We start from the raw sequence: 25,432 nt of genomic DNA on the forward strand, positions 1-25,432 counted from the left end.
CCTGCGCGTCGGAGAGGCGCGGGTCGGTGGTGCGCGACTCCGCGGCGGCGCGCGCGGCGGCGAGCTCGTCCGCGATGGCCTCGGTGCCCTGCGCCAAAGCCGTTGCCAGCAGGCGCACTTCGGTCACCTTCTCGGCGCCGAAGGCCAGCCAGGAGCGCAGCCGCTCGTCCAGTCCGGTCTCGGGCGTCAGCGAGTACGGCACGTGCAGCAGCGAGCAGGAGCTCGACACCGCCACCGACGCCGCGCTGCCGAGCAGCGTGCCGAGGGTGGACAGCGCGCGATCCAGGTCGGTGCGCCACACGTTGCGTCCGTCGACCACGCCGGCGACGAGCAGCTTGTCCGCCAGCGACGGCAGCGAGGCCACCGCGGACAGTTCCAGCGCCGAGGTGAAGTCCAGCGCGATGCCCTCGACGCCGGTGCCCGCCAGCGCGGGCAGCGCGGCACCCGGCGTGCCGAAGTAGGTGGCGACCAGGATCGCGGGCCGCTCACTCGCCTCGGTCAGCTCGGTGTAGGTGTGCTTGACCAGCTCGATCTCGTCCTCGGTGAGATCGGTGACCAGCACCGGCTCATCGATCTGCACCCACGCCGCGCCTGCGGCGGCCAGCTGATGCAGCAGCTCGCGGTAGAGCGGCACCAGCTCGCCGAGCCGGTCCAGCGCCGCGCCGCCGGTGGCCTTGGCCAGCTTCAGGAAGGTGACCGGCCCGACCACCACCGGACGCGCGGGCACGCCCAGCTCGATCGCCTCGGCGAGTTCGGCGAGCAGCTTCTCCGGGTGCAGCGCGAACGCCGTGTCCGGGCCGATCTCGGGAACCAGGTAGTGGTAGTTGGTGTCGAACCACTTGGTCATCTCCAGCGGTTCGACGGTGTCGGTGCCGCGGGCGGCGGCGAAGTACCGGTCGAGCGGATCGGCGATTCCGGCCACCCGCTCGGGCAGCGCGCCGAGCAGCACGGCGGTGTCGAGTACCTGGTCGTAGTAGGAGAAGGTGCCGACCGGGATCGAGTCGAGTCCGGCCGCCTGCAGCTCGGTCAGCTGGGCGCGCCGCAGGTCGCGGGCGACGCCATGCAGCTGCTCTGCGTCGATGCGCCCGGCCCAGTACGACTCGGTGGCGCGCTTCAGCTCGCGTCGCGGCCCCACCCGCGGTAGCCCGAGAACCGTCGCGGTGAATGGTGTCTGATCGGAAACAGTCACGGTGTGCTCCAGTGCTTTTCAGGTCGTGAGCCATCGCCATGCGAGCACGCGGCGACCAGCGGACGTCGCGGGCAACCGAAGACAGACGGAGCCCTGGAAATCAGCACTGGTGGTCCGCGCGCCCAATCCACGAGGCGGTGGCCGCCGGATACGGCGTATCCGGCACGGCTGGCAGGTCTTCGGACTCGCGGGCACCGGCGGAGCTGTTCGCCCGCCGACCTACTGGCCGTCGCTTCCCAGGTCTTCGCCCAGTGCGTGATGACGGTGTTCGTTCCTGCATACCGCTGCGGGACAGTCCCGGATTCCCACCGGGTTCCCTCTCACCCGCCGCCCGGCGGACCGGGAACGGGTTTCGACTCCGGCGCACGACGTCGGGGCTCCATCTCGTCGGGCGCACTGAAGAACCAGCTGCGCCGTCCAGCATAAACGGGAGCCGGGATATTCCGTGCGCACCCCCGGCCCGCTCCGCACAGATCTGCCGCTCAGACGGTGAGATGTGACGACCTGATGAACGCAACTTCGCAAGCCTGCTAGGTCTCGTTGTGAAGATTGCTGCGAAGGGGACTTCCGTGTCGGCCCTGATTCCGGGGCCGGGTACCTTAGGTCAATGTTCTCGAAAGTCTTGGTTGCCAATCGTGGCGAAATCGCGATTCGCGCCTTCCGCGCGGCCTACGAACTCGGCATCGGGACCGTCGCCGTTTTCCCGTACGAGGATCGCAACTCGGTCCACCGGTTGAAGGCCGCGGAGTCCTATCAGATCGGGGAGCAGGGCCATCCGGTCCGCGCTTATCTGTCCATCGAGGCGATCATCGACGCGGCCAAGACCGCGGGCGCCGACGCCATCTACCCGGGTTACGGATTCCTGTCGGAGAATCCGGACCTGGCGGCGGCCTGTGCGCGTGAGGGCATCACCTTCATCGGCCCCTCGGCCGAGGTGCTGGAGCTGGCGGGCAACAAGGCGCGCGCCATCGAGGCGGCCAGGGCGGCTGGACTTCCGGTGCTGAAGTCCAGCGCGCCGTCGGCGGATGTGGACGAACTCCTCACCGCGGCAAACGAACTCGAATACCCGATCTTCGTCAAGGCGGTCGCTGGCGGCGGTGGCCGCGGCATGCGGCGGGTCGCGGCGCCCGAGCAGCTGCGCGAGTCGATCGAGGCGGCCTCGCGCGAGGCCGAGTCGGCGTTCGGCGATCCGACGGTGTTCCTCGAGCAGGCCGTGGTGAACCCGCGCCACATCGAGGTGCAGATCCTGGCCGACCAGCACGGCAATGTCATGCACCTGTTCGAGCGCGACTGTTCGGTGCAGCGCCGCCACCAGAAGGTGATCGAGCTGGCGCCCGCGCCCAACCTCGACCCGGCGCTGCGTGAACGCATCTGCGCCGACGCGGTGGCCTTCGCGCGCCAGATCGGCTACAGCTGTGCAGGCACCGTGGAGTTCCTGCTCGACGAGCGCGGCAACCACGTCTTCATCGAGATGAACCCGCGCATCCAGGTCGAGCACACGGTCACCGAGGAGATCACCGACGTCGACCTGGTGCAGTCCCAGCTGCGCATCGCGGCCGGGGAGACCCTCGCCGATCTGGGCCTGAGCCAGGATTCGGTCGCCATCCGCGGCGCGGCGCTGCAGTGCCGCATCACCACCGAGGACCCGGCCAACGGATTCCGCCCCGACACCGGGCGCATCACCGCCTACCGCACCCCCGGCGGCGCGGGCATCCGCCTCGACGGCGGCGCCAACCTCGGCGCGGAGATCGGCGCCTACTTCGACTCCATGCTGGTCAAGCTGACCTGCCGCGGCCGGGACCTGCCCGCGGCGGCGGCGCGGGCGCGGCGCTCGCTGGCCGAGTTCCGCATCCGCGGCGTCACCACCAACATCCCGTTCCTGCTCGCGGTGCTCGACGACCCCGACTTCAAGGAAGGCCGGGTCACCACCTCGTTCATCGACGAGCGCCCGCAGCTGCTGACGCTGCGCCAGTCCGCCGACCGCGGCACCAAGATTCTCGAGTACCTGGCCGATGTCACCGTCAACAAGCCGCACGGTGAGCGGCCGACCACGGTGTACCCGCACGACAAGCTGCCCGCCCTCGATCTGAGCGTGCCGCCGCCGGACGGGTCGCGTCAGCGGCTGCTGCGCCTCGGCCCGGAGGGTTTCGCGCAGGCGTTGCGTGAGCAGAAGGCGGTCGGGGTCACCGACACCACCTTCCGTGACGCGCACCAGTCGCTGCTGGCCACCCGGGTGCGGACCAACGGTCTGCTGCAGGTCGCGGGACACGTGTCGCGGATGGCTCCGGAGCTGCTGTCGGTCGAGTGCTGGGGTGGGGCGACCTACGACGTGGCGCTGCGCTTCCTCTACGAGGACCCGTGGGAGCGGCTGGCCGCGCTGCGCGAGGCGATCCCCAACATCTGCTTGCAGATGCTGCTGCGCGGGCGCAACACCGTCGGCTACACCCCGTACCCGGAACAGGTGACCCGCTCGTTCGTCTCCGAGGCGACGGCCACCGGCATCGATATCTTCCGTATCTTCGACGCGCTCAACAACGTCGACCAGATGCGCCCGGCCATCGACGCCGTCCGCGAAACCGGCACCGCCATCGCCGAAGTCGCGATCTCCTACACCGGCGATCTGTCGAACCCGAACGAAAACCTCTACACCCTCGACTACTACCTCAAGCTGGCCGAGCAGATCGTGGACGCGGGCGCGCACGTGCTCGCCATCAAGGACATGGCAGGCCTGCTGCGCGCCCCCGCGGCCGCGACCCTGGTCACCGCGTTGCGCAGCAACTTCGACCTGCCGGTGCACGTGCACACCCACGACACCCCGGGCGGTCAGCTGGCCACCTATCTGGCGGCCTGGCAGGCCGGCGCCGACGCGGTCGACGGCGCGAGCGCCGCGATGGCGGGCACCACCAGCCAGCCCGCGCTGTCGGCCATCGTCGCCGCGGCGGCCAACAGCGAGCACGACACCGGACTGGATCTGCAGAACGTCTGCGATCTGGAGCCGTACTGGGAGGCGCTGCGCAAGGTGTACTCGCCCTTCGAGTCCGGGCTGCCCGCCCCGACCGGGCGCGTCTACACCCACGAGATCCCCGGCGGTCAGCTGTCGAACCTGCGCCAGCAGGCCATCGCGCTGGGCCTCGGCGATCGCTTCGAGGAGGTCGAGGCCAAGTACGCCGCCGCCGACCGGCTGCTCGGGCGCCTGGTGAAGGTGACCCCGTCGTCGAAGGTCGTCGGCGACCTCGCTCTCGCGCTGGTCGGCACCGGCGTCGACATCGAGGACTTCGCCGCCGATCCCGGCCGCTACGACATCCCCGACTCGGTGATCGGCTTCCTGCGCGGCGAACTCGGCACCCCCGCGGGTGGCTGGCCCGAACCGTTCCGCACCAAGGCACTCGCCGGACGCGGTGCGGCCAAGCCGGAGACGCCGCTCTCGGAGACGGAAAAGGCAGGGCTGGAAGGCGATTCGCTGGAGCGGCGCGACACGCTGAACCAGCTGCTGTTCCCCGGTCCGACAAAGGAATTCCGCACCCATCGCGAAAAGTACGGCGACACTTCGGGGTTGAGCGCCAACCAGTTCTTCTACGGGCTGCGCCGCGGCGAGGAACACCGCGTGCAGCTGGAGAAGGGCGTCACCCTGCTCATCGGGCTCGAGGCGATCTCCGAACCCGACGAGCGCGGCATGCGCACGGTGATGTGCATTCTCAACGGCCAGCTGCGGCCGGTCGCGGTGCGCGACCGGTCCATCGCCAGCGAGGTCCCGGTCGCGGAGAAGGCCGACAAGACCAACCCCGGCCACCTCGCCGCACCGTTCGCGGGCGTCGTCACCCTGGCGGTCGCCGAGGGCGACACCGTCGAGACCGGCGACACCATCGGCACCATCGAGGCCATGAAGATGGAAGCCGCCATCACGGCTCCGCGCGCGGGCACCATCGGCCGCGTCGCGATCGGCAAGGTGCAGCAGGTCGAGGGCGGTGACCTGCTCGTCGAGATCGCTGTGCGCGAGTCGGCCGCGGAGTGACGCGGATCGTCGCGGGTGCGGCGGGCGGGCGGCGCCTCCGGGTGCCGCCCGCGGGTACCAGGCCCACCTCCGACCGGGTGCGCGAGGCGCTGTTCAGCGCGCTCGACGCCAGGATGGATCTGGACGGCGCCCGGGTCCTCGACCTGTACGCGGGCTCGGGCGCGCTCGGCCTGGAGGCGCTCTCCCGCGGCGCGTCCTACGCGCTGCTCGTCGAGTCGGACCGCAAGGCGGCGGCGGTGGTGCGCGGCAACATCGCCGACCTCGGCCTGCCCGGCGCGGAACTGCGCGTCGGGGCGGTCGCCGCGGTGCTCGCCCAGGGCGGCGCGGGCCGGTTCGACCTGGTGCTCTCCGATCCTCCCTACGACGTGGACACCGCGGCGGTGACCGCCGACCTGGCCGCGCTCGCCGACGCGGGCTGGCTGCACCCGGACGCGCTGATCGTCGTCGAACGGTCCAGCCGTTCTCCCGAAATCGATTGGCCCGCAGCCTTTGTCGCCGCCAAGCCGCGCCGCTACGGCGAAACACGGCTCGAACTGGCCGACTATCGTCCGTGACCGGGTGGTAGCGTCGCCTCATGGCTGGAGCACTGTGTCCCGGGTCCTTCGATCCGGTCACCAACGGGCATCTCGACGTATTCGCCCGCGCGGCGGCGCAATTCGACGAGGTCGTGGTGACCGTGATGGTGAACCCGAAGAAGCAGGGCATGTTCACCGTGGAAGAGCGGATGGAGATGTTGCGCGAGGCGACCGCGCACCTGCCGAACCTGCGGGTCGCCTCCTGGCAGGGCCTGACCGTGGACTTCGCCAGGGAACAGGGCATCACCGCCATCGTCAAGGGTCTGCGCGACGCCACCGATTTCGGCTACGAACTGCAGATGGCCCAGATGAACAAGAAGCTCTCCGGGGTGGACACCTTCTTCATCGCCACCAACCCGACCTACAGCTTCCTGTCCAGCTCGCTGGTCAAGGAGGTGGCGACCTACGGCGGCGACGTCAGCGACATGCTTCCGCCGTCGGTGCACAAGCGCCTGCTCGACCGTCTCGCCGAACGGCGCGGCTGAGCCCGGAGACAGAAAACCGCCCCGGTTCCGAATTGTCTCGGTACCGGGGCGGATTCGTTCCGGAGCCGGTGTCAGAACACCAGGCCGCGCAGGGCGAGGAAGCGCATGCCGCCGACCGCGGCGGTGATGGCCAGCACGGCCGCCGCCTGCGCGGAGTCGCCGAGGCCGGGCGCCCAGAGCTCGAGTCCGGCCAGCGCCGCGGTGGTGATGGCGAGGCCGACCAGGGCGAGTCCGCCGCCCTCCCATTGCGCGGTGAACCAGCCGACCCGGCCCGCGGCGTGGAAGGTGAGCTGGCGGTGCAGCTCGTTGGCGATGATCGTGCTCACCACCGAGCCGGCGATGTTGGCCACGATCGGGCCGATGCCGTGCATGGCGAAGAAGAGCAGGACGTAGGCGACGTTGCTGGAACCGCCGACCAGCGCGAAGCGGATGAGCTGGGCGAAGGCGCGATCACCGCGCAGATACTGCAGCAGCTCCCCGAAGCGGGCGACCGATGCTGTGCGCACCGTGGGGTACGGGAAGGCCCACGGCGTGTAGACGCCGATGGGCACCACTGCTGAGCGTGGTACTTCCAGAACCGTCATCGTTCTTCCGATCCAACCCGAGCCTTCGATAAGGACAACAGCGGCGGTCGCCGCTTCCCTTCCCGGCGCAATCTGTTCCTTGTGTTCAGTATGTACTGAACCTTTGGAACAAGTCAACTACTCGGCAAGGCGTCCATTCGGTCGGCTTCCTCGGTCCCACAGTTCCGGTGCGGCCCTGCGGTCCCCTTAAGAAGATCTTGTCGAGACCCTCGCAAAAAATGTAGCACGAAGTGGAGGGTATGCCTCCACTTGATTTTGTGGTGTGCGAGACACTGGCACGACACACCGGAAGAGGACTCGGCATACGCCGTGATGACGGGCACACTGGGCGTCGGCGGAGAGTTTCGCCTGAGTCAGCAGGAGAGCGGGGTAGGAAGCATGTATCGCGTATTCGAGGCACTCGACGAGCTGGTGGCCATCGTCGAGGAGGCTCGCGGCATCCCACCGACCCGCAGCTGCATCGTTCCGCGCGGCGACGTGCTCGAGCTGCTCGACGACGTGCGCGACGCGCTGCCCGGCGAACTCGACGACGCCCAGGACGTGCTCGACCACCGCGACAAGATCGTCTCCGACGCTCGCTCCGCCGCCGAGTTCACCGTGACCTCCGCCAACGAACAGTCCGAGCAGACCATCGGCTCGGCGCGTGAGGAGGCCGATCGCATCCTCGCCGACGCGAAGGCGCACGCGGACCGGATGGTGGCCGAGGCCAGCGCACACGCCGATCACCTGGTCGCCACCGCGCAGGAGGAAGCCGAGCGCGTCGTGGCCGACGGCAATGCCGAGTTCGAGGCGGTCACCGGCCGGGCGCGCATCGAGTCGGAGCGAATGATCGAGGCGGGCAAGGCGTCCTACGAACGCTCGGTCGCCGAGGGCCGCGCCGAGCAGGAGCGCATGGTGACCCAGACCGAGGTGGTCCGGGCCGCGCACGCCGAGTCGGCGCGCTTGATCGACGGAGCCCACGAGGAGGCCGACCGGTTGCGCGACGAGTGCGACCACTACGTGGATTCGACGCTCGCCCAGTTCGAGGAGACGCTGAACAACACCTTGCGCACCGTCGGCCGCGGCAGGCACCAGCTGCGCAGCGGCGCGGGAGTGCCCGACTACGCGGCGGAATTCCGCCGCTGACCTCGGCGCGGCGCGGTCCGCCGCGAACCGTGCTTTCGCCGATGTGCGCCGTGTACAGGTGCGTCGGGCCTACGTCACAGCGGCGCCTGCGTTTTGAGCTTCGACCGGCACCTCGCGTATTGTTGAGTGGTTGCCCATTTCCCTTCGATCGTGAGTGAGTTCGTGATGCCCGCCCGTTCCGGTTCCGCGTCGCGTCCCCGTGCGGCCTCGCACCGCAAGACGGACGCAGGTTTCGTGCTGGACACCCGCAGCCTGGGCCGCCGCCCCGGCACCATGCGGGAGCTGCAGCGCACGGTCACCACCACCGAACGGCTCGGGTTGGACCTGATCTACATCCCGGAGCAGGCGGAGGTCGAACTCGACCTGCAACTGCAGGCGGTGTCCGAAGGTGTGCTGGTCACCGGGGCGGTGTCCGCGCCGACGGCGGGTGAGTGCTCGCGCTGCCTCGAGCCGTTCACCGACGAGGTCCAAATTCAGCTCACCGAGCTGTTCGCCTACCCCGACAGCACCACCGAGCAGACCACCGAGGACGACGAGGTCTACCGGATGGACGACGACCTCATCGACCTGGAACCGGTGGTCGTCGACGCCATCGGCTTGGAGCTCCCGCTGCAACCGCTGTGTACGCCCGACTGCGCCGGGCTGTGCCCGGAATGTGGGGTGCGGATGGCGATTGCGGGTTCTGATCATGGGCATGAGATACTTGACCCTCGCTGGGCTGGGTTGGCGAAGTTCGCCCCCGAATCGCCCGGCAACGGCAGTCCCGACGCGGACGCCGACCCAGACCGATAGACGCAAGAGCATCAGCCGAACCGGCAGAGCAATCAAGACAGAGGAGAGTTAGTCGTGGCCGTTCCCAAGCGCCGGATGTCCCGTTCCAACACCAGGTCGCGGCGCAGCCAGTGGAAGGCCACCGCGCCGACCCTGATCACCTGCCCGAACCGCGCCTGCGGCGAGAAGACCCTGCCGCACATCGCGTGCCCGTCCTGCGGCACCTACAAGGGCCGCCAGGTCACCGCTGCTGTCTGACAGTTCGACCTGTCGTATCGACGTGACCGTCAGCAAGGACGAAGCCGGCTCATCCGGTGAACACGCCAGCCTGCTCGAAGCTCTCGGCGTCGACGTGGGACCGGATCTGCTGCGCCTTGCGCTGACACACCGGTCGTACGCCTACGAGAACGGTGGGTTGCCGACCAACGAGCGCCTGGAATTCCTCGGCGACTCCGTACTCGGCCTCAGCATCACCGAGCGGCTGTACCACGAGCACCCGGACAAGTCCGAGGGCGAACTGGCCAAGCTGCGGGCGAGCGTGGTGAACATGCACGCGCTCGCCGAGGTGGCGCGCGGGCTCGGTGAAGGCGGGCTCGGCGTGCACCTGCTGCTCGGCAAGGGCGAAGAGCTCACCGGCGGCCGGGACAAGCCGAGCATCCTCGCCGACGGCATGGAATCGCTGCTCGGCGCGGTCCACCTGCAGCACGGCATCGACGTGGCGCGCGATGTGGTGCTGCGGCTGTTCGCCGAACTGCTCGAGCGCGGCCCCCGGATGGGCGCAGGCCTCGACTGGAAGACCAGCCTGCAGGAGCTCACCGCGGAACGCGGCCTCGGCGTGCCCAGCTACGAGATCACCTCGACGGGCCCGGACCACGACAAGGAGTTCACCGCGACCACGGTGATCGGCGGCCGGTCCTACGGACAGGGCGTCGGCCGGTCCAAGAAGGAAGCGGAGCAGAAGGCCGCGGGCGCCGCCTACCAGGCGCTGACCGCCGAAGCCTGACGTGCCCGAACTCCCCGAGGTCGAGGTCGTCCGGCGCGGCCTTGCCGAATTCGTCGTGGGCCGCACCATCGAGTCGGTGATCGTCACGCATCCTCGGTCGGTGCGCCGCCACCTCGAGGGTGCGGCCGATCTCGCCGCGCGCATGGCCGGGCAACGCGTGGCGGCCGCCGAAAGGCGCGGCAAATATCTCTGGCTCACCTTCGACGACGGCGACGACGCGCTGGTCGTGCATCTCGGCATGAGCGGCCAGATGCTGGTGCAGCCCGCCGACGCCCCGCTGGAGAAGCACGCGCACATCCAGGCGACCCTGCACGACGGCACCCAGCTGCGCTTCGTCGATCAGCGCACCTTCGGCGGCTGGGCGCTCGCCCCGCTGGTCGAGGTCGACGGCACGCTGGTGCCCGAGCCGGTCGCGCACATCGCCCGAGATCCGCTGGACCAACGCTTCGACCGGGAGGCGGCCGTGGCCGCGATCCGGGCCAAGCAGTCCGAGATCAAGCGGGTGCTGCTGGATCAGTCGGTGATCTCCGGCGTCGGCAACATCTATGCCGACGAGTCCCTCTGGCGCGCTCGCCTCCATGGCAACCGCCTCGCCTCCGGCCTGACCCGGCCCGCGCTGCGCGCGCTGCTGGACGATGTCACCGCCGTGATGAGCGAGGCGCTGGCCGAGGGCGGCACCTCGTTCGACGCGCTCTACGTGAACGTCAACGGCGAGTCCGGCTATTTCGAACGCGCGCTCGCTGTCTACGGCAGGGAAGACGAGCCGTGCCGCCGCTGCGGCGCGCCCATCGTCCGCGAGCGTTTCATGAACCGTTCTTCCTACTCCTGCCCGCGCTGCCAGCCGAAGCCGCGCCACCGCTGAGCCGAGCGAGATACCGTTTCCTCGAGTGGTCCGGGATATCCGCCCCCGGTCGTTGTAGGAAGGACATATGCGCAAGCTCACCTACTATGTCGCGTCGACGATCGACGGGTTCATCGCCACCGAGGAAGGGTCGGTCGACTTCTTCCCCGTCGGCGGCGATCACGGCCCGGCGATCACCGCGCAGTTCCCCGAGACCCTGCCGACCAAGGTGCGGGAGGCGCGGGGCATCGACAAGCGCAATGCCAACTTCGACACGGTGCTGATGGGCCGCAAGACGCACGATTTCGGCGTGCGCACCGGCACCTCCAGCCCGTACGCGCACCTGCGGCAGTTCGTGGTCTCCACGACCCTGCCGGAGAACCCGGACCCCGCCGTCGAGCTGATCTCGGCCGATCCGCTGGAGCGGGTGCGAGAACTCAAGCGGGACAAGGGACTCGGCATCTGGCTGTGCGGCGGCGGTGAACTCGCCCAGGTACTGCTTCCCGAGATCGATCAGATCTTCCTCAAGCTGTATCCGATCGTGCTCGGCCGCGGCCGCCCGCTGTTCGGCTCCGGATCCCGGCTGCCGGAGGCGGCGCGCTTCCGCGTGATCACCAGCCGGGTATTCGAGGACGGGGTGGCCTTCGTGAAGTACAGCAGGATTCGATAGCCGCGTGACCGGCGCCGATCGGATCGCCGAGCCGGACGGGGCGGCCACGCCCGGTCCGGTGGAGGCGTTGCGCGAGATCGGCTTCTGGCTCGAGCGCGGGCGCGCCCAGAGCCACCGGGTCAAGGCCTACCGCCGCGCCGCCGATGTGGTGGCGGGGCTGTCGGCCGACGAGCTCGCCGTGTATCAGGAGGCGGGGATCTGGCAGGATCTGCCGGGCATCGGACCGAAGACCGCCGCCGTCATCGCACAGGCCTGCGCGGGACAGGTGCCGGGCTACCTGACGGATCTGCGCCGCGCGGCCCAGCCCATCGGTGCGCCGGGCAAGCCGCTGCGCTCCCGGCTGCGCGGCGATCTGCACACCCACTCGGACTGGTCCGACGGCGGCAGCCCGATCGAGGAGATGATGAGCGTCGCCGCGGCGCTCGGGCACGAATACTGTGCGCTCACCGATCATTCGCCGCGCCTGACGGTCGCCAACGGCCTGTCCGCCGAGCGGCTGCGCCGCCAGCTGGACGTGGTGGCCGAGCTGAATGAACGCTTCGCACCGTTCCGTATCCTCACCGGTATCGAGGTCGACATCCTCGACGACGGCGCCCTCGACCAGGAGGCCGACCTGCTCGCCGAGCTGGACATCGTGGTGGCCAGCGTGCATTCGCACCTGCGCGCGGACAGCGCGACCATGACCAAGCGGATGGTCTACGCGGTGGCGAACCCGAATGTGGACGTGCTCGGTCACTGCACCGGCCGGCTGGTCGAGGGCGTCCGCGGCAACCGGCCGGAATCGACCTTCGACGCCGAACTCGTCTTCGAGGCGTGCAGGCGGTACGGCACCGCGGTGGAGATCAACTGCCGTCCGGAGCGCCTGGACCCGCCGTCCCGGTTACTGCGGCTGGCCGTGGAGATCGGGTGCCATTTCTCCGTCGACACCGACGCGCACGCCCCCGGCCAATTGGATTGGCAGGGTTACGGTTGCGAGCGGGCCGTCGCCAACGGCGTCGATCCGGACCGAGTGATCAACACCTGGCCGGTGGCCGATCTGCTGGCCTGGACCGCCGCCTCCTGACCGATCCCGAGACCGTCGGGGGAGTGAACGATCGGCGAACATTCGGCGTCCGCCCCTGTGAAATGTGCTCGTGCACTGGACAATAGGCGCACATCGACATCTTGGGGGTGGGGCAGCCGATGGGGGACTTCTCGCTCGATACCGTTCTCGCGCTGATCGGTATCGCGGTGCCCGTCGCGGCGTTCCTGTGGGAGTTCGTCTTCGTCGGCCGCAGGCGGCTCGGCTACCGCGTGCAGATGGACACCCCCGTCACCGGCGAGATCGAATCGGTGTTTCCCGGCGTGCTGGAGAATCTGCGACCGCACGCCGAGAATTCCGGGCCCGAACTGCGCGATCTTTCGATCGTGCTGGTGCGCATCGAGAACAGCGGCAGCACCGCGATCACGGCATCCGACTACCTGGCCCCCACCGCGCGCGTCGGTCTGCACCTGCGGTTCCCCCGGCGCCGGGTGATCGGCATGGCGGTGTCCGAGCTGAGCGATGACCTGGCCGAAAGCCTCGGCCCCACTTCGGGGATCACCGTCCGGGAGGACACCGAGGGGCACATCGGCGTCATCGATCTGCCGAAGGTCCCGCTGAACAGAAAGGATCACTACAAGATCCTGGCCATCCTGCAGCGGTCCGACAGCGGCGGCACCGAGGAGGAGCGGACGCCGGTGCTGCGCGGCGAGATTCGCGGCGGGCGCGTCGTCGAGACGCGCAGTCGTACCGGAATCTCGCGGGTCATGGTGGTGCTCACCGCCTTTCTGGTGCTGGTGATCATCGGGCAGTTCGTCGTCGCCGAGTTGCAGCCGCCGACACCGCTGGACTGTGCCGCGGGCAAGCTCACCCTGGTCGGCTCCTCGGCGTTCGAGCCGGTCGTCCGGGACGCGGCGGCGCAGTACGAGAAGCGCTGTACCGGAGCCGAGTTCGCCTTCGACTTCCAAGGCACCGAGCGCGGCCTCGACCGATTGGCCGAAGCCGGGCCGGATGCCGAGCTCCTCGCGATCAGCGACGGTGCGAAGGGGCCGGGTTACCCTGCGCTGCAACCGCGTCCGCTGGCGCTGTCCCTGTTCGCCGTCTTCGTGCACAAGGATCTCGGCATCACCGATCTCACCGTCGCCCAGATCAGGGACGTCTATCAGGGCCGGATCACCAACTGGCGGGAAGTCGGCGGACCGGACCTGCCCGTCGTGCTCATCGATCGGGCGCCGGGATCGGGCACCCGGGTGATCTTCGAGAGAGCGCTGCTCGGCGGTGAACAATCCGCCCGCCCGCACCGCAGCTGCACCGCCATCAAGGACACCGCCGGAACCTACTGCGACGTGCCAGTCACCAAGGACATGCACAAGGCCGTCGACGAGCTGCCCGGCGCGATCGGCTACGGCGAAATGTCCGAGGCCCGCAGGGCCGGAATGCGCGTCGTGACGCTCGGCGGTATCGCACCGGGCAGGCAGGCCGCGATCGACCGCTCCTATCCGTTCTGGGGCGTCGAATACGCCTACAGCAACGGCGATCTCCCGGTGGGTTCGCTCGCGGCGAGCTTCCTGCACTACCTCACCGCGGACGTGGGCGCGGAAGTGTTGCGTGCGCACGGCAACGAGCCGTGCGCCAGCGATCTGATCGCGCCGGGCCGCTGCGCACCGGCCTCGTGAGCCGGACGCGCGAAGCGTTGCCGGTCAGTGCGTTTCGGTGTGGCCGAAACAGTAGGCGGCGGCCGCCAGGTACTGGCGGCACTCCGGCCCGTGGCCCGCGTGGACGCTGCGCAGGAACTGCGCGAGTTCCAAGTCCAGGTCCGTGGGCTCGATGCCGCAGTCTCTGTGCTGAGTGCTCCACAGGTCCAGCTTGTCCAGCGATGTCTGCATCGTGCACCTCCAGCCCGCGTCGGTTCCGGGACGCCCGATTCTCCTGTGCGGGCGGCTGTTACGAGCGTGTCAGAAGGTGACCAGCTGCCAATCGTCGGGCAGTCGAGCCGTGATCACCTGATTTCCTTCCGCTTCCAGATCGACGCTGACCTCGCCGAGGCGTAGTGCGGTGAGCCGCACTCGGCCCCAGGCTTGGGGCAAGCGCGGCCGCACGGTCAGCGTGCGGTGGGGCACATCGGGATTCAGTCCGAGGAAGGCCCGCACCAGCAGCAGCGGCGCGGCGCTCGCCCATGCCTGTGGCGAGCAGGACGTGGGGTAGGGCACCGGGACAGCGAACCGGGAGCGCGGGAAGCCGCAGAACAGCTCGGGCAGGCGCCCGTCGAAAGCCGCTGCCGCGTCCAGCAATCCGGTGGCCAGCCGGGTGGCCAGCTTCGTCGCGCCCGGCACGTGCTCGTAGCGCAGCAGCCCGGCCACGGCGATCGCCGTGTCGTGCGGCCACACCGAGCCGCAGTGATAGCTCATCGGGTTGTAGGCGCCCATGTTGGCCGCCAGTGTGCGCAACCCGAAACCGGTGTCCATCTCCTCCTTGGCCAGTTGACGCACCAGTTCCTCGGCGTGCTCGTCGCTGGCGATACCCGCCCAGAGACAGTGCGCCGCATTACTGGTCATCGCGTCGACGTGCCGCTTGGTGCCGTCCAACGCGACCGCGTACCAGCCGCGATCCGGCATCCAGAACTGTTCGGTGAACTTGCCGCGCAGTTCGGCCGCGCGCTCGCGCAGCCGCCCGGCCAGGCGCTGCTCGTCGAAGGCCTCGGCCAGTTCGGCCCTGGCGAGCAGGGCGGCGTGCACGTAGCCCTGCACCTCGCACAGCGCGATCGGAGCCTCGGCGAGATGCCCTCCCGCGTCGTTGACTCCGTCGAAACTGTCCTTCCAGCCCTGGTTGATCAGACCGCGGTCGGTGGCGCGGCGGTACTCGACGAAACCGTCGCCGTCGCGGTCGCCGAACTCGGTGATCCACTCCAGTGCCGCGTCTGCGGCGGGCAGCAGTTCCTCGATCGCCTCCGGATCCGCGCCCCACCGATGGCATTCGGCGAGCAGCATCACGAACAGCGGTGTGGCGTCCGCGGTTCCGTAGTAGATGTTGCCGCCGAGGGCCTGCCCGCCCGAGGGACCGCGCCGCATCTCGTGCATGATCCGCCCCGGCTCTTCCTCGGTGAGCGGATTCAGTTCCTGCCCTTGCAATTCGGCCAGCTGTTGCAATGTGCCGAGGGCCAGGTCGACGGCGAGCGGCAACGCCATCCACGCCGTGAGCAGGCTGTCGCGCCCGAACAGCGTCATGAACCACGGCGCACCCGCCGCCACGAACGGCCTGCTCTCGCCGGTGTCGTCGCGGATCTGCAAGGCGCCGAGATCGCTTTCGGTGCGGCGCAGCACCTGGGTGAGCACCGGATCCGCCGAGGTGATGTCGGTGGCGGTGTCGCGCCACGCGGCGATCTTGCGGCAGGGCGCGCTGACGCCCATGTGCTCGCCCGGAGTGAGGGGCATCTGCACCTGCTGGTTGCCCAGCGTCGGCTGCGCGATGACCTCGGTCTGCCACTTGCCGCCGACCGGAACGACGACTCGCCACACCAATGTGCCAGGCAGCACGGCGGGTTCCACGGTGGCCGAGATCGTGATGCCGCGCATCCGGTCCGAGCGATCGTGCAGCAGCAGTTCGCCTTCCGCGACGGTGACGTCCGCGCGATGGTGTCCCGCGCGGCCCTCCTTGACCGCGAACAGATCGACGAAATCCGCGTCGACATGCAACTCCAGGGTCACCGCGGTGGGTTCGCGGCCCATGTTCTCCAGCGTGAGCAGCTCGTGCATGCCGTCCGCGACGATGCGTTCGCGGACGACGAGCAGGGTGCTGTCGGCCAGCCCGGCATGCGGCGGTCTGCGCATGACGAAGCGCGCGATGAACGCCTCCGGGCTGAGGACCGACAGCGGTTCCGCCGGTCTGCCGTCGACGAGCAGTTCCCACCGTGAGAGGACGCGCGCGTCCCGGAAGAACAGCCCGTGCGGGCGGCCGGGCTCGACATCGCCGAGCCGGTTCGACAGGCAGAAGGTGCCACCTTCCACCAGCGTCACCGACCCGGCTCCGCCGAAGCCCGTTGGTTCACCCGAGTTGAGCGGTGTCGGGCCGCTCGCGGCGGATGCTCCCGTCACGCGAGCCTGCCCGAGACCGAGATGGTCGAGGTCTCGGGTACCCGGGTGACGACCCGGGGCGTGGGCCGCAGGAGCTTCCGGTAGACCTGCTCGTAGCCGCGGCCGAGACCGTCGGAGCCGAAGTGCGCCTCGACATGGGCCCGGCACGCCGCCGGATCCATGCTCTGCACTTCGGCGATCGCCGCGGTCAGTTCGGCGGGATCGTCGCAGATGCGGCCGGTGACTCCGTCGACGACCACCTCCTCGACCGCGCCGCCGCGCAGCGCGACCACCGGGGTGCCGCACACCATCGATTCGATCATCACCATGCCGAAGGGTTCCTCCCAGCGGATCGGGAACAGCAGGCAGCGCGCACCGGCGAGCAGCTTGCGTTTGGCCTTGGCGTCGGCCATCCCGAAGACATGATCCCGATCGGTGAGCAGCGGACGCACCTTCTCTTCGAAGTACGCCAGCTCAGGTGGTTCGCTGCACTTGCCCGCGAGGATGAGTGGAATTCCGGCGGCGTGTGCGGCTTCGAGCGCCAGGTGCGGCGCTTTGCACTCGTTGAACCGGCCGAGGAAGAGCGCGTAGTCCTCCTTCTCGGTCTGGAACGGCCACTCGTCCACGTGCAGCGCATTGTGCACCCGCCCGGTCCAGTGCAGGTCAGGAGCGAGGACGCGCTGGCGATCGCTGATCGCGACGAGGGACACTTCGTCACCGAGCGCCCGGTAGTACTGGTAGCAGTCGTCCTGGACCGGCCCGTGCACGGTGACTACGGTGGGCAAGCCGAGGCCGTAGTACGCCGGTGCGTTGAGCGGGCCCGCGAAGGTGTGGTCGTGCACCAGATCCAGTCCGTAGGTGGCGTGGTGGCGTTCGATCGCCTTTCGCACCTTCAGCGCGTGCATGACCTCGGGGAACGGCTCGCCGAGTCGTTCGGGCAGCGCTCGGTCCCAGAGGGGGACGAAGCGAGCCTTGGTACCCGGCTCGCCCGCGCCGAACAGCGTCACATCGTGACCACGCGTTACCAACGAATCGACCAGATCGGCGACTACCGCCTCGACGCCGCCGTAAGCCTTCGGCGGCACGTCGAAATAGGGCGGAACAACCATCGCTACGCGGAATCGGGTACCAGGGTGATCGATCGAGAGAAGATCCGAAGCCACACGCTGCGCCGAAACCGGCGCCGAGAACACTGTGCTCATGACCCTCCTTCCAGGGACACAACCATTGCACTCGCATTCACCCAGCACACCTGCGCCGAGTGCCTAACGTCGTGGCCGCCGCCGGCGGAGGTGGAGCGAGAACTTCACCGCCGTCCATGGGGCTCTTGGTTGGCCTGTCACAATGGAACGTGATCAGGGGAGGCCGAAGGGGTTGTACCTCGTTTGGCCCTTCTCAAACCGATCACTTGCTAGCAATCTTCTTCGTTCCGTTATCGGACTGATAGCTTCTTTCCGAGTTTGTGCTGATAACCGGTGGTTTCTTGCGGATTATTCAGGCGCCGCCGACGACGATTTTGCCTTTTCCGTCGGGCGTGGCGAAAGCCAGCAAACTTACAGCTTCGGCGCGCAGCGCGGCCTCGTCCGCGGCCGAGAGCGGATGCCAGGGCGTGATGCGCACGGTGTCGTCCTCCAGCGCCCAGCGGCCGTGCACGAAACCGTCGACGAGGTACATGGGTACACCGGCGGAGGCCTCCTTCGCGGTCCGCTGGCGATCCTCCTCGCTGATCACCCGGCGCCGGTCCTTGTGGCCGAGCAGCGCGTTGTCGAAGGCGGGCAGGAAGCGCACCGGCACGTCGAGCTCCGGGTCGGCCAGCGGCGCGTCCGGCAGGTCGAACAGCACCCGGTGCCGGTCGTCGGTGTAGACCACCAGCTCGGCACGCATCTCGTCGACCACCTCGGCGAGCCGGGTGATGCCCGCCCACGCCTGCATGTCCGCGACGGTCGCCGGGCCGAAGGCGGCGAGGTAGCGGCGGATGAGCGCCGCGGGGTCGGGCGCGGCCATCGGCGCGCCGATCCACTCCTCGGCGAGACTCACGGTGACATAGCGATTGCGCCACCTGCCCCACGCGCCGGTGTCCGGTCCGTGCACGAGCGGCACGAGCAGTTCGACGGTCTCGGCGAGCCTGCGGACGTGCCGGTCCGGAAACCGATCGGCGAGCAACTTGCCGAAATCGCTGCGGCTCAACTGTTTTCCGGCCAGCGACGCGCGACCCGCCGCGGCGAGTTCGGCCAGGTCGATGCCGTCGATCTCGTCGCGGTAGTACGCGGCGTTGAGCGCCGTGTTCACCACCGGCTGCACGGTGGGGCGCAGCCAGCGGAAGTCGGCGCTGTCGGCCAGGTGTACGGTGCGGCGAATCATGGTGGAGCGCACCAGCTTCCGGTCGCGCAACAGGGCAGCGAGGTCGTCGTGCCGGAACTCGGCCAAGCGTGTCCAGAGACCGATATAGGGCCAATTGGGTTCCTGTCCCTGCACCGCGACGAGGTGCCTGACGAGCTCGAACGGCGTCAGATCCACCCGCTCCGCCAGCTTCTGGCGCAGCAGCAGGGTCCGGTTCAGCTCGCGTAGCGATAGTTCCGTCATGTCCCCATCCTGGCCGAGACCACCGACAAGCCGACCGGTCCGGTCGAGCCGGTCAGACGGGCTCGGGTCGCATGCGCAGCGGCACGCCGATCCGGTTCCAGAGGTTGATCATCGCGGTGACGGCGACCAGACCCGCCCGCGCGCCCCCCTCGAAGTGCTTCTCCACATCGGCCCAGATCTCGTCGCTCACACCGTGTTCGCCGAGGCGGGTCACCGCTTCGGTATACGCCAGCGCCGCCCGCTCGGCTTCGGTGTAGAGCGCCGATTCGCGCCAGGCGTCGAGCTGGAAGATGCGCTTCTCGGTCTCGCCCGCCAGGCGCGCGTCGGTGGTGTGCATATCGATGCAGTACACGCAGCCGTTGATCTGGGAGGCCCTGATCTTCACCAGTTCCCGGACGACCGGGTCCAAGGGGCCGCGCCGGATCGCGCCCTCGGCGGCGATCCACGCCTGGTACACCTCGGGCGCGAGTTGCGGCAGCTTCATCCGTGACACGTCGTCATCCTTTCGTCGTGGTTTCGCCCTACGCACCTGAGACGAAACGACGCCGAGAAATGTGACAACAGTGCGCTTTCTTCATGATTCGATCAGCCGCGGCGGCGGTGTGCCGTGCGGCAGTTTCGGGCCGACCGCGACCAGGCTGCCCGGGGTCCGGCCCCGCCCCCAGCCCAGCTTCTCGCGATAGCGGCCGATGTGGTCCTCGGGGATCGCCGCGCCTTTCGGCAGCGGCGTGGATTCGGGATCGACGTAGAGCGCGTCGGTGGGGCAGTAGGCCTCGCACATGAAGCAGGTCTGGCAGTCGGATTGCCGTGCGATGACCGGGATTCCGGACGCGGTGCGGTCGAAGACGTCGGTCGGGCACGCGTCCACGCATTTGTCGCAGCCGATGCAGTCCGCGGCGCGCAGCAGTTCGATCACGACGCCACCGCCAGGGTGGTGTTGCCTGCGGGTGCGGTGCCGGTCCACACCGCGTCGAGTCCACCGGACAGGACGTGATGGCGCTGCGCCGGATCCAGCTCCGGGTGGTCGGCGCGCTTGCTCATGCCGCGGGTTTCGGTGCGCGCCAACGTCGACGCGTACATCAGCCTGCCGACCGCGGTGATGGCCGCGGCCTGCCTGGCCCGGACGCGCTCGTCTCCGGTGCGTCCGCCGAGGCCTTCGCTCGCGCGCAGCCAGATCGCGTCCAGCTCGGCCAGTGCCGGACGCACCCGATCACCGTGGCGCAGATAGTTCTTCTCGAACGGAATCAGCTCGGCCTGCGCGGCTTCGACCACTTCGGTCGCCGTGACGGTTTCGGCTCCATCGGAGCGCAACCCGACTCGCCCCGCGCCCCACAGGCGCTCGTCCGCGCCGCGCCCGTTGCGCAGCGCGAACTCGGCCGCCCCTCGACCCGCCCAGCTGCCCGAAGACATGGCCCACGCCGAATTGTGGCTGCCGCCACCGGTGAAGCCGCCGCAGATAAGCTCCCTGGTCGCGGCGTCGCCCGCCGCATACAGCCCCGGCACGGTGGTGGCGCAGTCGTCGTCGATCACGTCGATGCCGCCGGTGCCGCGCACCGTGCCCTCGGCGAGCAGGTCGACCTCGAAGCGGTCGGTGAACGGATCGATGCCGCGCCTGTCGAACTGCAGGAAGAAGTTCGGCTGGCCGAGGCGCATCTGCTCCTGCACGCTCGCGTCGGCGCGATCCAATTGTGCGAAGACCTTCTCGGTCAACAGCGTTCGCGCGATCACCGAGCGGCCCTTCGTCGAGCCCGCGCCCTCCAGCACACGACCGTCCTCGTGGAAGAAGGTGGCGTAGCCGTAGTACGCGGTCTTGGTGATGGTGGAGCCCTTGGGCACGAGGGCGTAGGCGTTGGAGAACTCCATGCCGGAGAAGCGCGCGCCCACCTCGGCGGCCATCAGCGCGCCGTCCCCGGTGTCCACATTCGTGCCGAGTGCCCTGGACAGGAACGCGCAGCCGCCGGTGGCGAGCACCACCGCGCCCGCGGTGATCCGGTAGTCCCGGGCCGGCCTGCGCTGATAGCCCGCCGCGCCGCGCACCGTGCCGTCGTCGTCGACCAGCAGCTCCAGCGCGGGCGAGTGATCGAGGATGCGCACGCCGATTCGCTTGAGCCAGGCCCGCATTCGGCGCATGTACTCCGGGCCCTGCACCCCGGTGCGGATCTGCTCGCCCGTCGCCGGGTCGACAGGGAACGGATAGCGGCCTTCGACGGCGAGCCGATTCATGTTGGCGTAGGTCTGATCCAGGACCCGGTCCATCCAGTAGTGGTCGGCCAGGTGCCCGCCCAGCGCCTCGCGGCTGGCCTTGGCGTTGGCGCGGGCGGTCGCCTCGGGCGCGACGTACCAGACGCCGGTGCCGGACGGCGCCGTCGCGCCGCTGGTTCCGCAGTAGCCCTTGTCCACCAGGGTCACCTCGGCGCCCGCCTCGGCCGCGTGGATGGCCGCCCACGCCGCCGCGGGCCCGCCGCCGATCACCAGGACATCGGTGCTGGTCTGCCATGGTTCGGTCATAGGTCGGCTCCTGTCGGTGCGTCGGGATTCACGCCGAGTGCGAGCAGCAGCCGGCGACGGGGGAGGTGACCGGATCCACTGGAAGCGTCATCTGGCAACGGTCCCAACACGAGTGATACTGGCCGAAAACCTAAGGCCGCCAGGCTCGTGGCGAAATGGTTCGGATCAGCGCGATCCTGACGAGTGCCTGTAGCCGGTTTCCGCGAGACTCTGGAATTCGGCTGCGCACACGTCTGGAAACCCCGTCCCGGCGCGCATCCTCGAGGGGCAGGCACGCCCGATGACTTGTAGGGTTCATGGCGGGCCGGAGGGTGTCCGGCGGGATGCACGGAGAAAGGGACGCGGGTGTCGGACGCATCGGTCGAGGTGCTGCTTGACGACTTCGAGAACAAGGACAAGTGGGACCTCGACGGGAACGGGGCGAGCCTGACACACCTCACCACGTTCGCCGAGGGCGCGCCGAGCAAGACGCCCGGCATCTACGCCGACGGCGCCGCCGGTTCGGACCACCGCGCACTCGTGCTGCTGGTCCGCACCGCGACCCCCGACCTCGAGGTCGAGCTGGTGGCCAAACCGGGGCAATCGTTCTCGATCGCCGGACGGTTGGCGGTGGTGAACCTGTGGGTGCGTTCGCCGCACGCATCGATTCAGGTGTCCGCGCGCCTCGGCAGCGTCGAGGGCGAGCGAGAGCTGGCGCTCGGCCGCATCACCGCGGACCCCGAGTGGCAGCGCCTCGGGCACGAACCGGCCGAGGCGATCGCCGACGCCGAGTTCCTCGCACTGAAGATCCGGCTCACCGAGGTCGTGAAGCGGGAAGGCGAGGTCATGATCCTGCTGGACGACCTGACCGCCCGAACCACGGCGTGACGCCAGAAACCACGGTGTGACAACAGAAACGAGGACAGCCCCCGCGCTGAAGCACGGGGGCTGTCCTCGACGGTGGTGAGCCGAGGCTCAGCCGCTGAAGGGATGGGTGCGGTCCAGGTCGAGGTTCAGCTCGACCACGTTGACCCGCGCCTCTCCGAGGAACCCGAGGGTTCGGTCTTGGGTGTGTGACGCGACGAGCTCACGCACCTGCTCCTCGGACATGTTGCGTGCCTTGGCGATCCGCGGCACCTGGAGCTCCGCGTAGGCGGGGGAGATGTGCGGGTCGAGGCCGCTGCCGCTGGCGGTGACCGCGTCGGCGGGCACGACCGGGTCGGCGGGGGCGTCGCCGAGAATCGGCACGATACGACCGACCGAGTAGTCCATATCGGGCTCGGCGCACTGGACCTGAACCCCGTGGTAGGCGTCGACGAAGGGCACCGCCGGGCACGCCTGGTTCACGCTGATCACCTGGACCGGACGCGAGACCTCGCCGTCGGCATCGCGCGGCCCGATCACCGAGAGCACCGCGCCGACACCGTCACTGGTGCAGAACGGGCGGGAACCGTCGACCCCCTCACGGTCGCCGATCTCCTTGCTTCGCGCGCACACGGTGGTCAGCAGGCTTGCGCGCCCCTCGGGGTCGAAGACGTTCTGGTCCACGATGTCCTCGGGGCCCAGATTGCTCGCCGCGGTGGACAGCGGGTCGTAGCCGTCGCCCGCGGCGGACGGCCTGCTCTGGAAGTACTGGGTGAGTGCGGCGCCGTCGGCGTCGGTGAACGACTGGCCGATCAGGCTGCTGCCCACCACGTTTCCTTCCGAGGTCAGCAGCGAGCCGTCGGCTTTCTCGTTCAGCCCCGGCAGCTGGCCGACCGCGAAAACCGCCAGCGGATAGACGATTCCGGTGATCGCGGTCAGCACGAGCAGGGCACGCAGCGCGGCCAGATGCTGACGGATCCAAGTGGACATACGCATTTCAGGACATCCCGGGGAGGAGGTGGACGACGAGATCGATGAGCTTGATGCCGATGAACGGCGCGACGATGCCGCCGAGGCCGTAGACGGTCAGGTTGCGGCTCAACAGTTTCGACGCGTGCGACGGGCGATAGCGCACGCCGCGCAGCGCCAGCGGGATCAGCGCCACGATGACGATCGCGTTGAAGATCACCGCCGAGAGGATCGCCGACTGTGGACTGGCCAGCCGCATGATGTTGAGCAGGTCCAGGCCGGGGAACAGCCCGACGAAGAGCGCCGGGATGATGGCGAAGTACTTGGCGATGTCGTTGGCGATCGAGAACGTGGTCAGCGCGCCCCGCGTGATGAGCAGCTGCTTGCCGATCTCCACGATCTCGATGAGCTTGGTCGGATCGGAGTCCAGATCGACCATGTTGCCGGCCTCTTTGGCCGCCGAGGTGCCGGTGTTCATCGCGACGCCGACGTCGGCCTGGGCCAGAGCGGGGGCGTCGTTGGTGCCGTCGCCGGTCATGGCGACCAGACGTCCGCCGTCCTGTTCCTTCTTGATCAGGGCGAGCTTGTCCTCGGGGGTGGCCTCGGCGAGGAAGTCGTCGACGCCCGCCTCGTCCGCGATCGCCTTGGCGGTCAACGGATTGTCGCCGGTGATCATGACGGTGCGGATGCCCATCCTGCGCATCTCGTCGAAGCGCTCCCGCATGCCCTGCTTCACCACGTCCTTGAGGTGGATGACGCCGAGCAGCTGCGCAGTGCCGTCCTTGATCTCGCCGACGACCAGCGGGGTACCGCCGGAGGCGGAGATACCGTCGACGATCACGCCGACCTCGTCGGGCACCGCACCGCCCGAGCTACGCACCCATTCGGTCACCGCGCTCGCCGCGCCCTTGCGCAGCTGGTGTCCGTCGGCGAGGTCGACGCCCGACATGCGGGTCTGCGCGGTGAATTCCACCCAGGTCGCGCCGGTCAGCTCGCCGGGGGTGCGTTCGCGCTTGTTGTAGGCCTGCTTGGCGTACACCACGATCGAACGGCCTTCGGGTGTTTCGTCCGCGAGACTGGACAACTGCGCGGCGTCGGCGAGTTCGTCGTCCGAAATGCCGGGCATCGGAACGAATTCCGAGGCCTGCCGGTTACCGAGGGTGATGGTTCCGGTCTTGTCCAGCAGCAGCGTGTTCACATCGCCCGCGGCCTCGACCGCGCGGCCGGACATGGCGAGCACGTTGCGCTGCACCAGGCGGTCCATGCCCGCGATGCCGATCGCCGACAGCAGTGCGCCGATGGTGGTCGGAATCAGGCAGACCAGCAGCGCGACCATGACGATCCCGGTGACGCCGTTGACGTCGAGCGCCGCCGTGTCGGGCACGCCGGGGAAGCTCGCCTTCGCGAAGATGGCCATCGGCTGCAGGGTGACGACGGCGAACACGAAGATGATCGTGAGCGCGGCGAGCAGGATGTTCAGCGCGATCTCGTTCGGGGTCTTCTGCCTGCTCGCGCCCTCGACCAGAGCGATCATCTTGTCGATGAAGCTCTGCCCCGGCTCCTGGGTGATCCGGACGACGATCCGGTCCGAGAGCACGGTGGTGCCGCCGGTGACCGCGGAACGGTCGCCGCCGGATTCACGGATGACGGGGGCGGATTCGCCGGTGATGGCCGACTCGTCCACCGAGGCGATGCCCTCGACGACGTCGCCGTCACCGGGGATCACCTGGCCGGCCTCGACCACCACGTGGTCGCCGCGGCGCAGCTCCGGTGCGGCGACCCGCTCCTCGACCACCCGTGCGCCGGGCGCCCAGTCGACGAGGCGGCGCGCCACCGTGTCGGTCTTGGCCTTGCGCAGCGTGTCGGCCTGAGCCTTGCCGCGTCCCTCGGCGACCGCCTCGGCCAGATTGGCGAACAGCACGGTGAGCCACAGCCACACCACGATGGCCCAGGCGAACACGCTCGGATCGGCGATCGCGAGCACGGTCGACCAGAGGGCACCGATCTCGACGATCAGCATCACCGGATTGCGCCACAGCGTGCGCGGATCCAGCTTGCGTACGGCATCGGGCAGCGAGGTCAGCAGCAGAGCGGGGTCGAGAACCCCGGAGGCCACCTTGTGCTCGGTGTGCTCCGGTGCGGCCTCCGTGTGGGTGGCCGGTTCTGTTGCGGTACTGGTCATG

At 69.0% G+C, this 25,432-nt stretch carries 22 protein-coding genes, 1 pseudogene and 1 riboswitch; of the genes and pseudogenes, 12 read left to right on the forward strand and 11 right to left on the reverse strand.

What is annotated here, in order from left to right:
* Positions 1-1,189 (reverse strand): annotated as a pseudogene (locus NL1_RS29950) (5-methyltetrahydropteroyltriglutamate--homocysteine S-methyltransferase); the annotation flags it as partial.
* 153 nt (positions 1,190-1,342) lie between these two features.
* Positions 1,343-1,545, reverse strand: a riboswitch (cobalamin riboswitch).
* 251 nt (positions 1,546-1,796) lie between these two features.
* Between NL1_RS29950 and NL1_RS29955 the strand changes: the two are divergent.
* Genes NL1_RS29955 through coaD form a run of 3 tightly spaced genes read left to right on the forward strand, consistent with a single transcriptional unit; the run spans position 1,797 to position 6,261 of the window.
* Complete coding sequence (locus tag NL1_RS29955; protein ID WP_067846334.1) at positions 1,797-5,201, forward strand: pyruvate carboxylase; 3,405 nt, start codon at positions 1,797-1,799, stop codon at positions 5,199-5,201.
* Positions 5,198-5,755, forward strand: coding sequence for a 16S rRNA (guanine(966)-N(2))-methyltransferase RsmD (gene rsmD, locus NL1_RS29960; RefSeq protein ID WP_067846336.1), 558 nt, complete (start codon positions 5,198-5,200; stop codon positions 5,753-5,755). The genes NL1_RS29955 and rsmD overlap by 4 nt, the downstream gene beginning before the upstream one ends.
* A gap of 20 nt (positions 5,756-5,775) precedes the next feature.
* Positions 5,776-6,261 carry a pantetheine-phosphate adenylyltransferase gene (coaD, locus tag NL1_RS29965; protein WP_067846339.1) on the forward strand — a complete coding sequence of 162 codons (486 nt, stop codon included), beginning with the start codon at positions 5,776-5,778 and terminating at the stop codon, positions 6,259-6,261.
* A gap of 71 nt (positions 6,262-6,332) precedes the next feature.
* Here the strand turns inward: coaD and NL1_RS29970 are convergent, their stop codons facing one another.
* A complete protein-coding gene (locus tag NL1_RS29970) occupies positions 6,333-6,845 on the reverse strand; it encodes a GtrA family protein (protein ID WP_067846342.1) in 513 nt (170 codons plus the stop codon).
* Positions 6,846-7,223: 378 nt separating this feature from the next.
* Here NL1_RS29970 and NL1_RS29975 point away from each other — a divergent pair, with 378 nt between their 5' ends.
* From NL1_RS29975 to NL1_RS30010, 8 genes are all read left to right on the forward strand, one after another.
* Positions 7,224-7,970, forward strand: a complete 747-nt coding sequence (locus NL1_RS29975; RefSeq protein WP_067846345.1) for a DivIVA domain-containing protein — start codon at positions 7,224-7,226, stop codon at positions 7,968-7,970.
* A 165-nt stretch (positions 7,971-8,135) separates the two neighbouring features.
* On the forward strand, positions 8,136-8,762 hold the full coding sequence (locus tag NL1_RS29980) for a YceD family protein (RefSeq protein ID WP_067846348.1): 627 nt from the start codon (positions 8,136-8,138) through the stop codon (positions 8,760-8,762).
* Positions 8,763-8,816: 54 nt separating this feature from the next.
* A complete protein-coding gene (rpmF, locus tag NL1_RS29985; protein ID WP_014987105.1) occupies positions 8,817-8,999 on the forward strand; it encodes a 50S ribosomal protein L32 in 183 nt (60 codons plus the stop codon).
* A gap of 22 nt (positions 9,000-9,021) precedes the next feature.
* Entirely contained in the window at positions 9,022-9,744 is a 723-nt protein-coding gene (gene rnc, locus NL1_RS29990; protein WP_067846351.1) for a ribonuclease III, read from the forward strand.
* A gap of 1 nt (position 9,745) precedes the next feature.
* Complete coding sequence (gene mutM, locus NL1_RS29995) at positions 9,746-10,606, forward strand: bifunctional DNA-formamidopyrimidine glycosylase/DNA-(apurinic or apyrimidinic site) lyase (protein ID WP_067846354.1); 861 nt, start codon at positions 9,746-9,748, stop codon at positions 10,604-10,606.
* A gap of 67 nt (positions 10,607-10,673) precedes the next feature.
* A complete protein-coding gene (locus tag NL1_RS30000) occupies positions 10,674-11,255 on the forward strand; it encodes a dihydrofolate reductase family protein (RefSeq protein ID WP_067846357.1) in 582 nt (193 codons plus the stop codon).
* A 4-nt stretch (positions 11,256-11,259) separates the two neighbouring features.
* Complete coding sequence (locus NL1_RS30005) at positions 11,260-12,318, forward strand: PHP domain-containing protein (protein ID WP_245673647.1); 1,059 nt, start codon at positions 11,260-11,262, stop codon at positions 12,316-12,318.
* Positions 12,319-12,437: 119 nt separating this feature from the next.
* Positions 12,438-13,952: a PstS family phosphate ABC transporter substrate-binding protein gene (locus tag NL1_RS30010; RefSeq protein WP_067846360.1), complete on the forward strand. Its 1,515-nt coding sequence runs from the start codon at positions 12,438-12,440 to the stop codon at positions 13,950-13,952.
* 24 nt (positions 13,953-13,976) lie between these two features.
* Here the strand turns inward: NL1_RS30010 and NL1_RS30015 are convergent, their stop codons facing one another.
* The 7 genes from NL1_RS30015 to NL1_RS30045 all read right to left on the reverse strand — a co-directional run bounded on the left by NL1_RS30015 (position 13,977) and on the right by NL1_RS30045 (position 21,437).
* On the reverse strand, positions 13,977-14,162 hold the full coding sequence (locus NL1_RS30015) for a hypothetical protein (protein ID WP_067846363.1): 186 nt from the start codon (positions 14,160-14,162) through the stop codon (positions 13,977-13,979).
* A 69-nt stretch (positions 14,163-14,231) separates the two neighbouring features.
* Positions 14,232-16,367: an amylo-alpha-1,6-glucosidase gene (locus NL1_RS30020; RefSeq protein WP_084511132.1), complete on the reverse strand. Its 2,136-nt coding sequence runs from the start codon at positions 16,365-16,367 to the stop codon at positions 14,232-14,234.
* Positions 16,364-17,455, reverse strand: a complete 1,092-nt coding sequence (locus NL1_RS30025) for a glycosyltransferase family 4 protein (RefSeq protein WP_156095128.1) — start codon at positions 17,453-17,455, stop codon at positions 16,364-16,366. Before NL1_RS30025 ends, NL1_RS30020 begins: the two co-directional genes overlap by 4 nt.
* A 385-nt stretch (positions 17,456-17,840) precedes the next feature.
* Positions 17,841-18,929: a winged helix DNA-binding domain-containing protein gene (locus tag NL1_RS30030; protein WP_067846371.1), complete on the reverse strand. Its 1,089-nt coding sequence runs from the start codon at positions 18,927-18,929 to the stop codon at positions 17,841-17,843.
* Between the two features lie 52 nt (positions 18,930-18,981).
* Positions 18,982-19,413 carry a carboxymuconolactone decarboxylase family protein gene (locus NL1_RS30035; protein ID WP_067846374.1) on the reverse strand — a complete coding sequence of 144 codons (432 nt, stop codon included), beginning with the start codon at positions 19,411-19,413 and terminating at the stop codon, positions 18,982-18,984.
* 90 nt (positions 19,414-19,503) lie between these two features.
* Positions 19,504-19,845 (reverse strand): 4Fe-4S dicluster domain-containing protein, encoded by a 342-nt coding sequence (locus NL1_RS30040; RefSeq protein ID WP_067846377.1) that lies wholly within the window; start codon positions 19,843-19,845, stop codon positions 19,504-19,506.
* Positions 19,842-21,437, reverse strand: a complete 1,596-nt coding sequence (locus NL1_RS30045; RefSeq protein WP_067846380.1) for an FAD-dependent oxidoreductase — start codon at positions 21,435-21,437, stop codon at positions 19,842-19,844. The genes NL1_RS30040 and NL1_RS30045 overlap by 4 nt, the downstream gene beginning before the upstream one ends.
* Before the next feature lie 345 nt (positions 21,438-21,782).
* On the opposite strand from NL1_RS30045, the gene NL1_RS30050 reads away from it, so the two are divergent.
* Positions 21,783-22,304 carry a hypothetical protein gene (locus tag NL1_RS30050; protein ID WP_067846383.1) on the forward strand — a complete coding sequence of 174 codons (522 nt, stop codon included), beginning with the start codon at positions 21,783-21,785 and terminating at the stop codon, positions 22,302-22,304.
* A gap of 87 nt (positions 22,305-22,391) precedes the next feature.
* Here NL1_RS30050 and NL1_RS30055 read toward each other — a convergent pair whose 3' ends face one another.
* Together NL1_RS30055 and kdpB are read right to left on the reverse strand one after the other, a co-directional pair.
* The gene (locus tag NL1_RS30055; protein WP_067846386.1) at positions 22,392-23,276 is read right to left on the reverse strand and encodes a potassium-transporting ATPase subunit C; all 885 of its coding nucleotides are present in this window, start codon (positions 23,274-23,276) and stop codon (positions 22,392-22,394) included.
* A 1-nt stretch (position 23,277) separates the two neighbouring features.
* Positions 23,278-25,431: a potassium-transporting ATPase subunit KdpB gene (kdpB, locus tag NL1_RS30060; protein WP_067846389.1), complete on the reverse strand. Its 2,154-nt coding sequence runs from the start codon at positions 25,429-25,431 to the stop codon at positions 23,278-23,280.
* Between the last annotated feature and the right edge of the window lies 1 nt (position 25,432).

The sequence above is a fragment of the Nocardia lijiangensis NBRC 108240 genome (genome assembly GCF_001613045.1).
Taxonomy (GTDB): Bacteria; Actinomycetota; Actinomycetes; order Mycobacteriales; family Mycobacteriaceae; genus Nocardia; species Nocardia lijiangensis.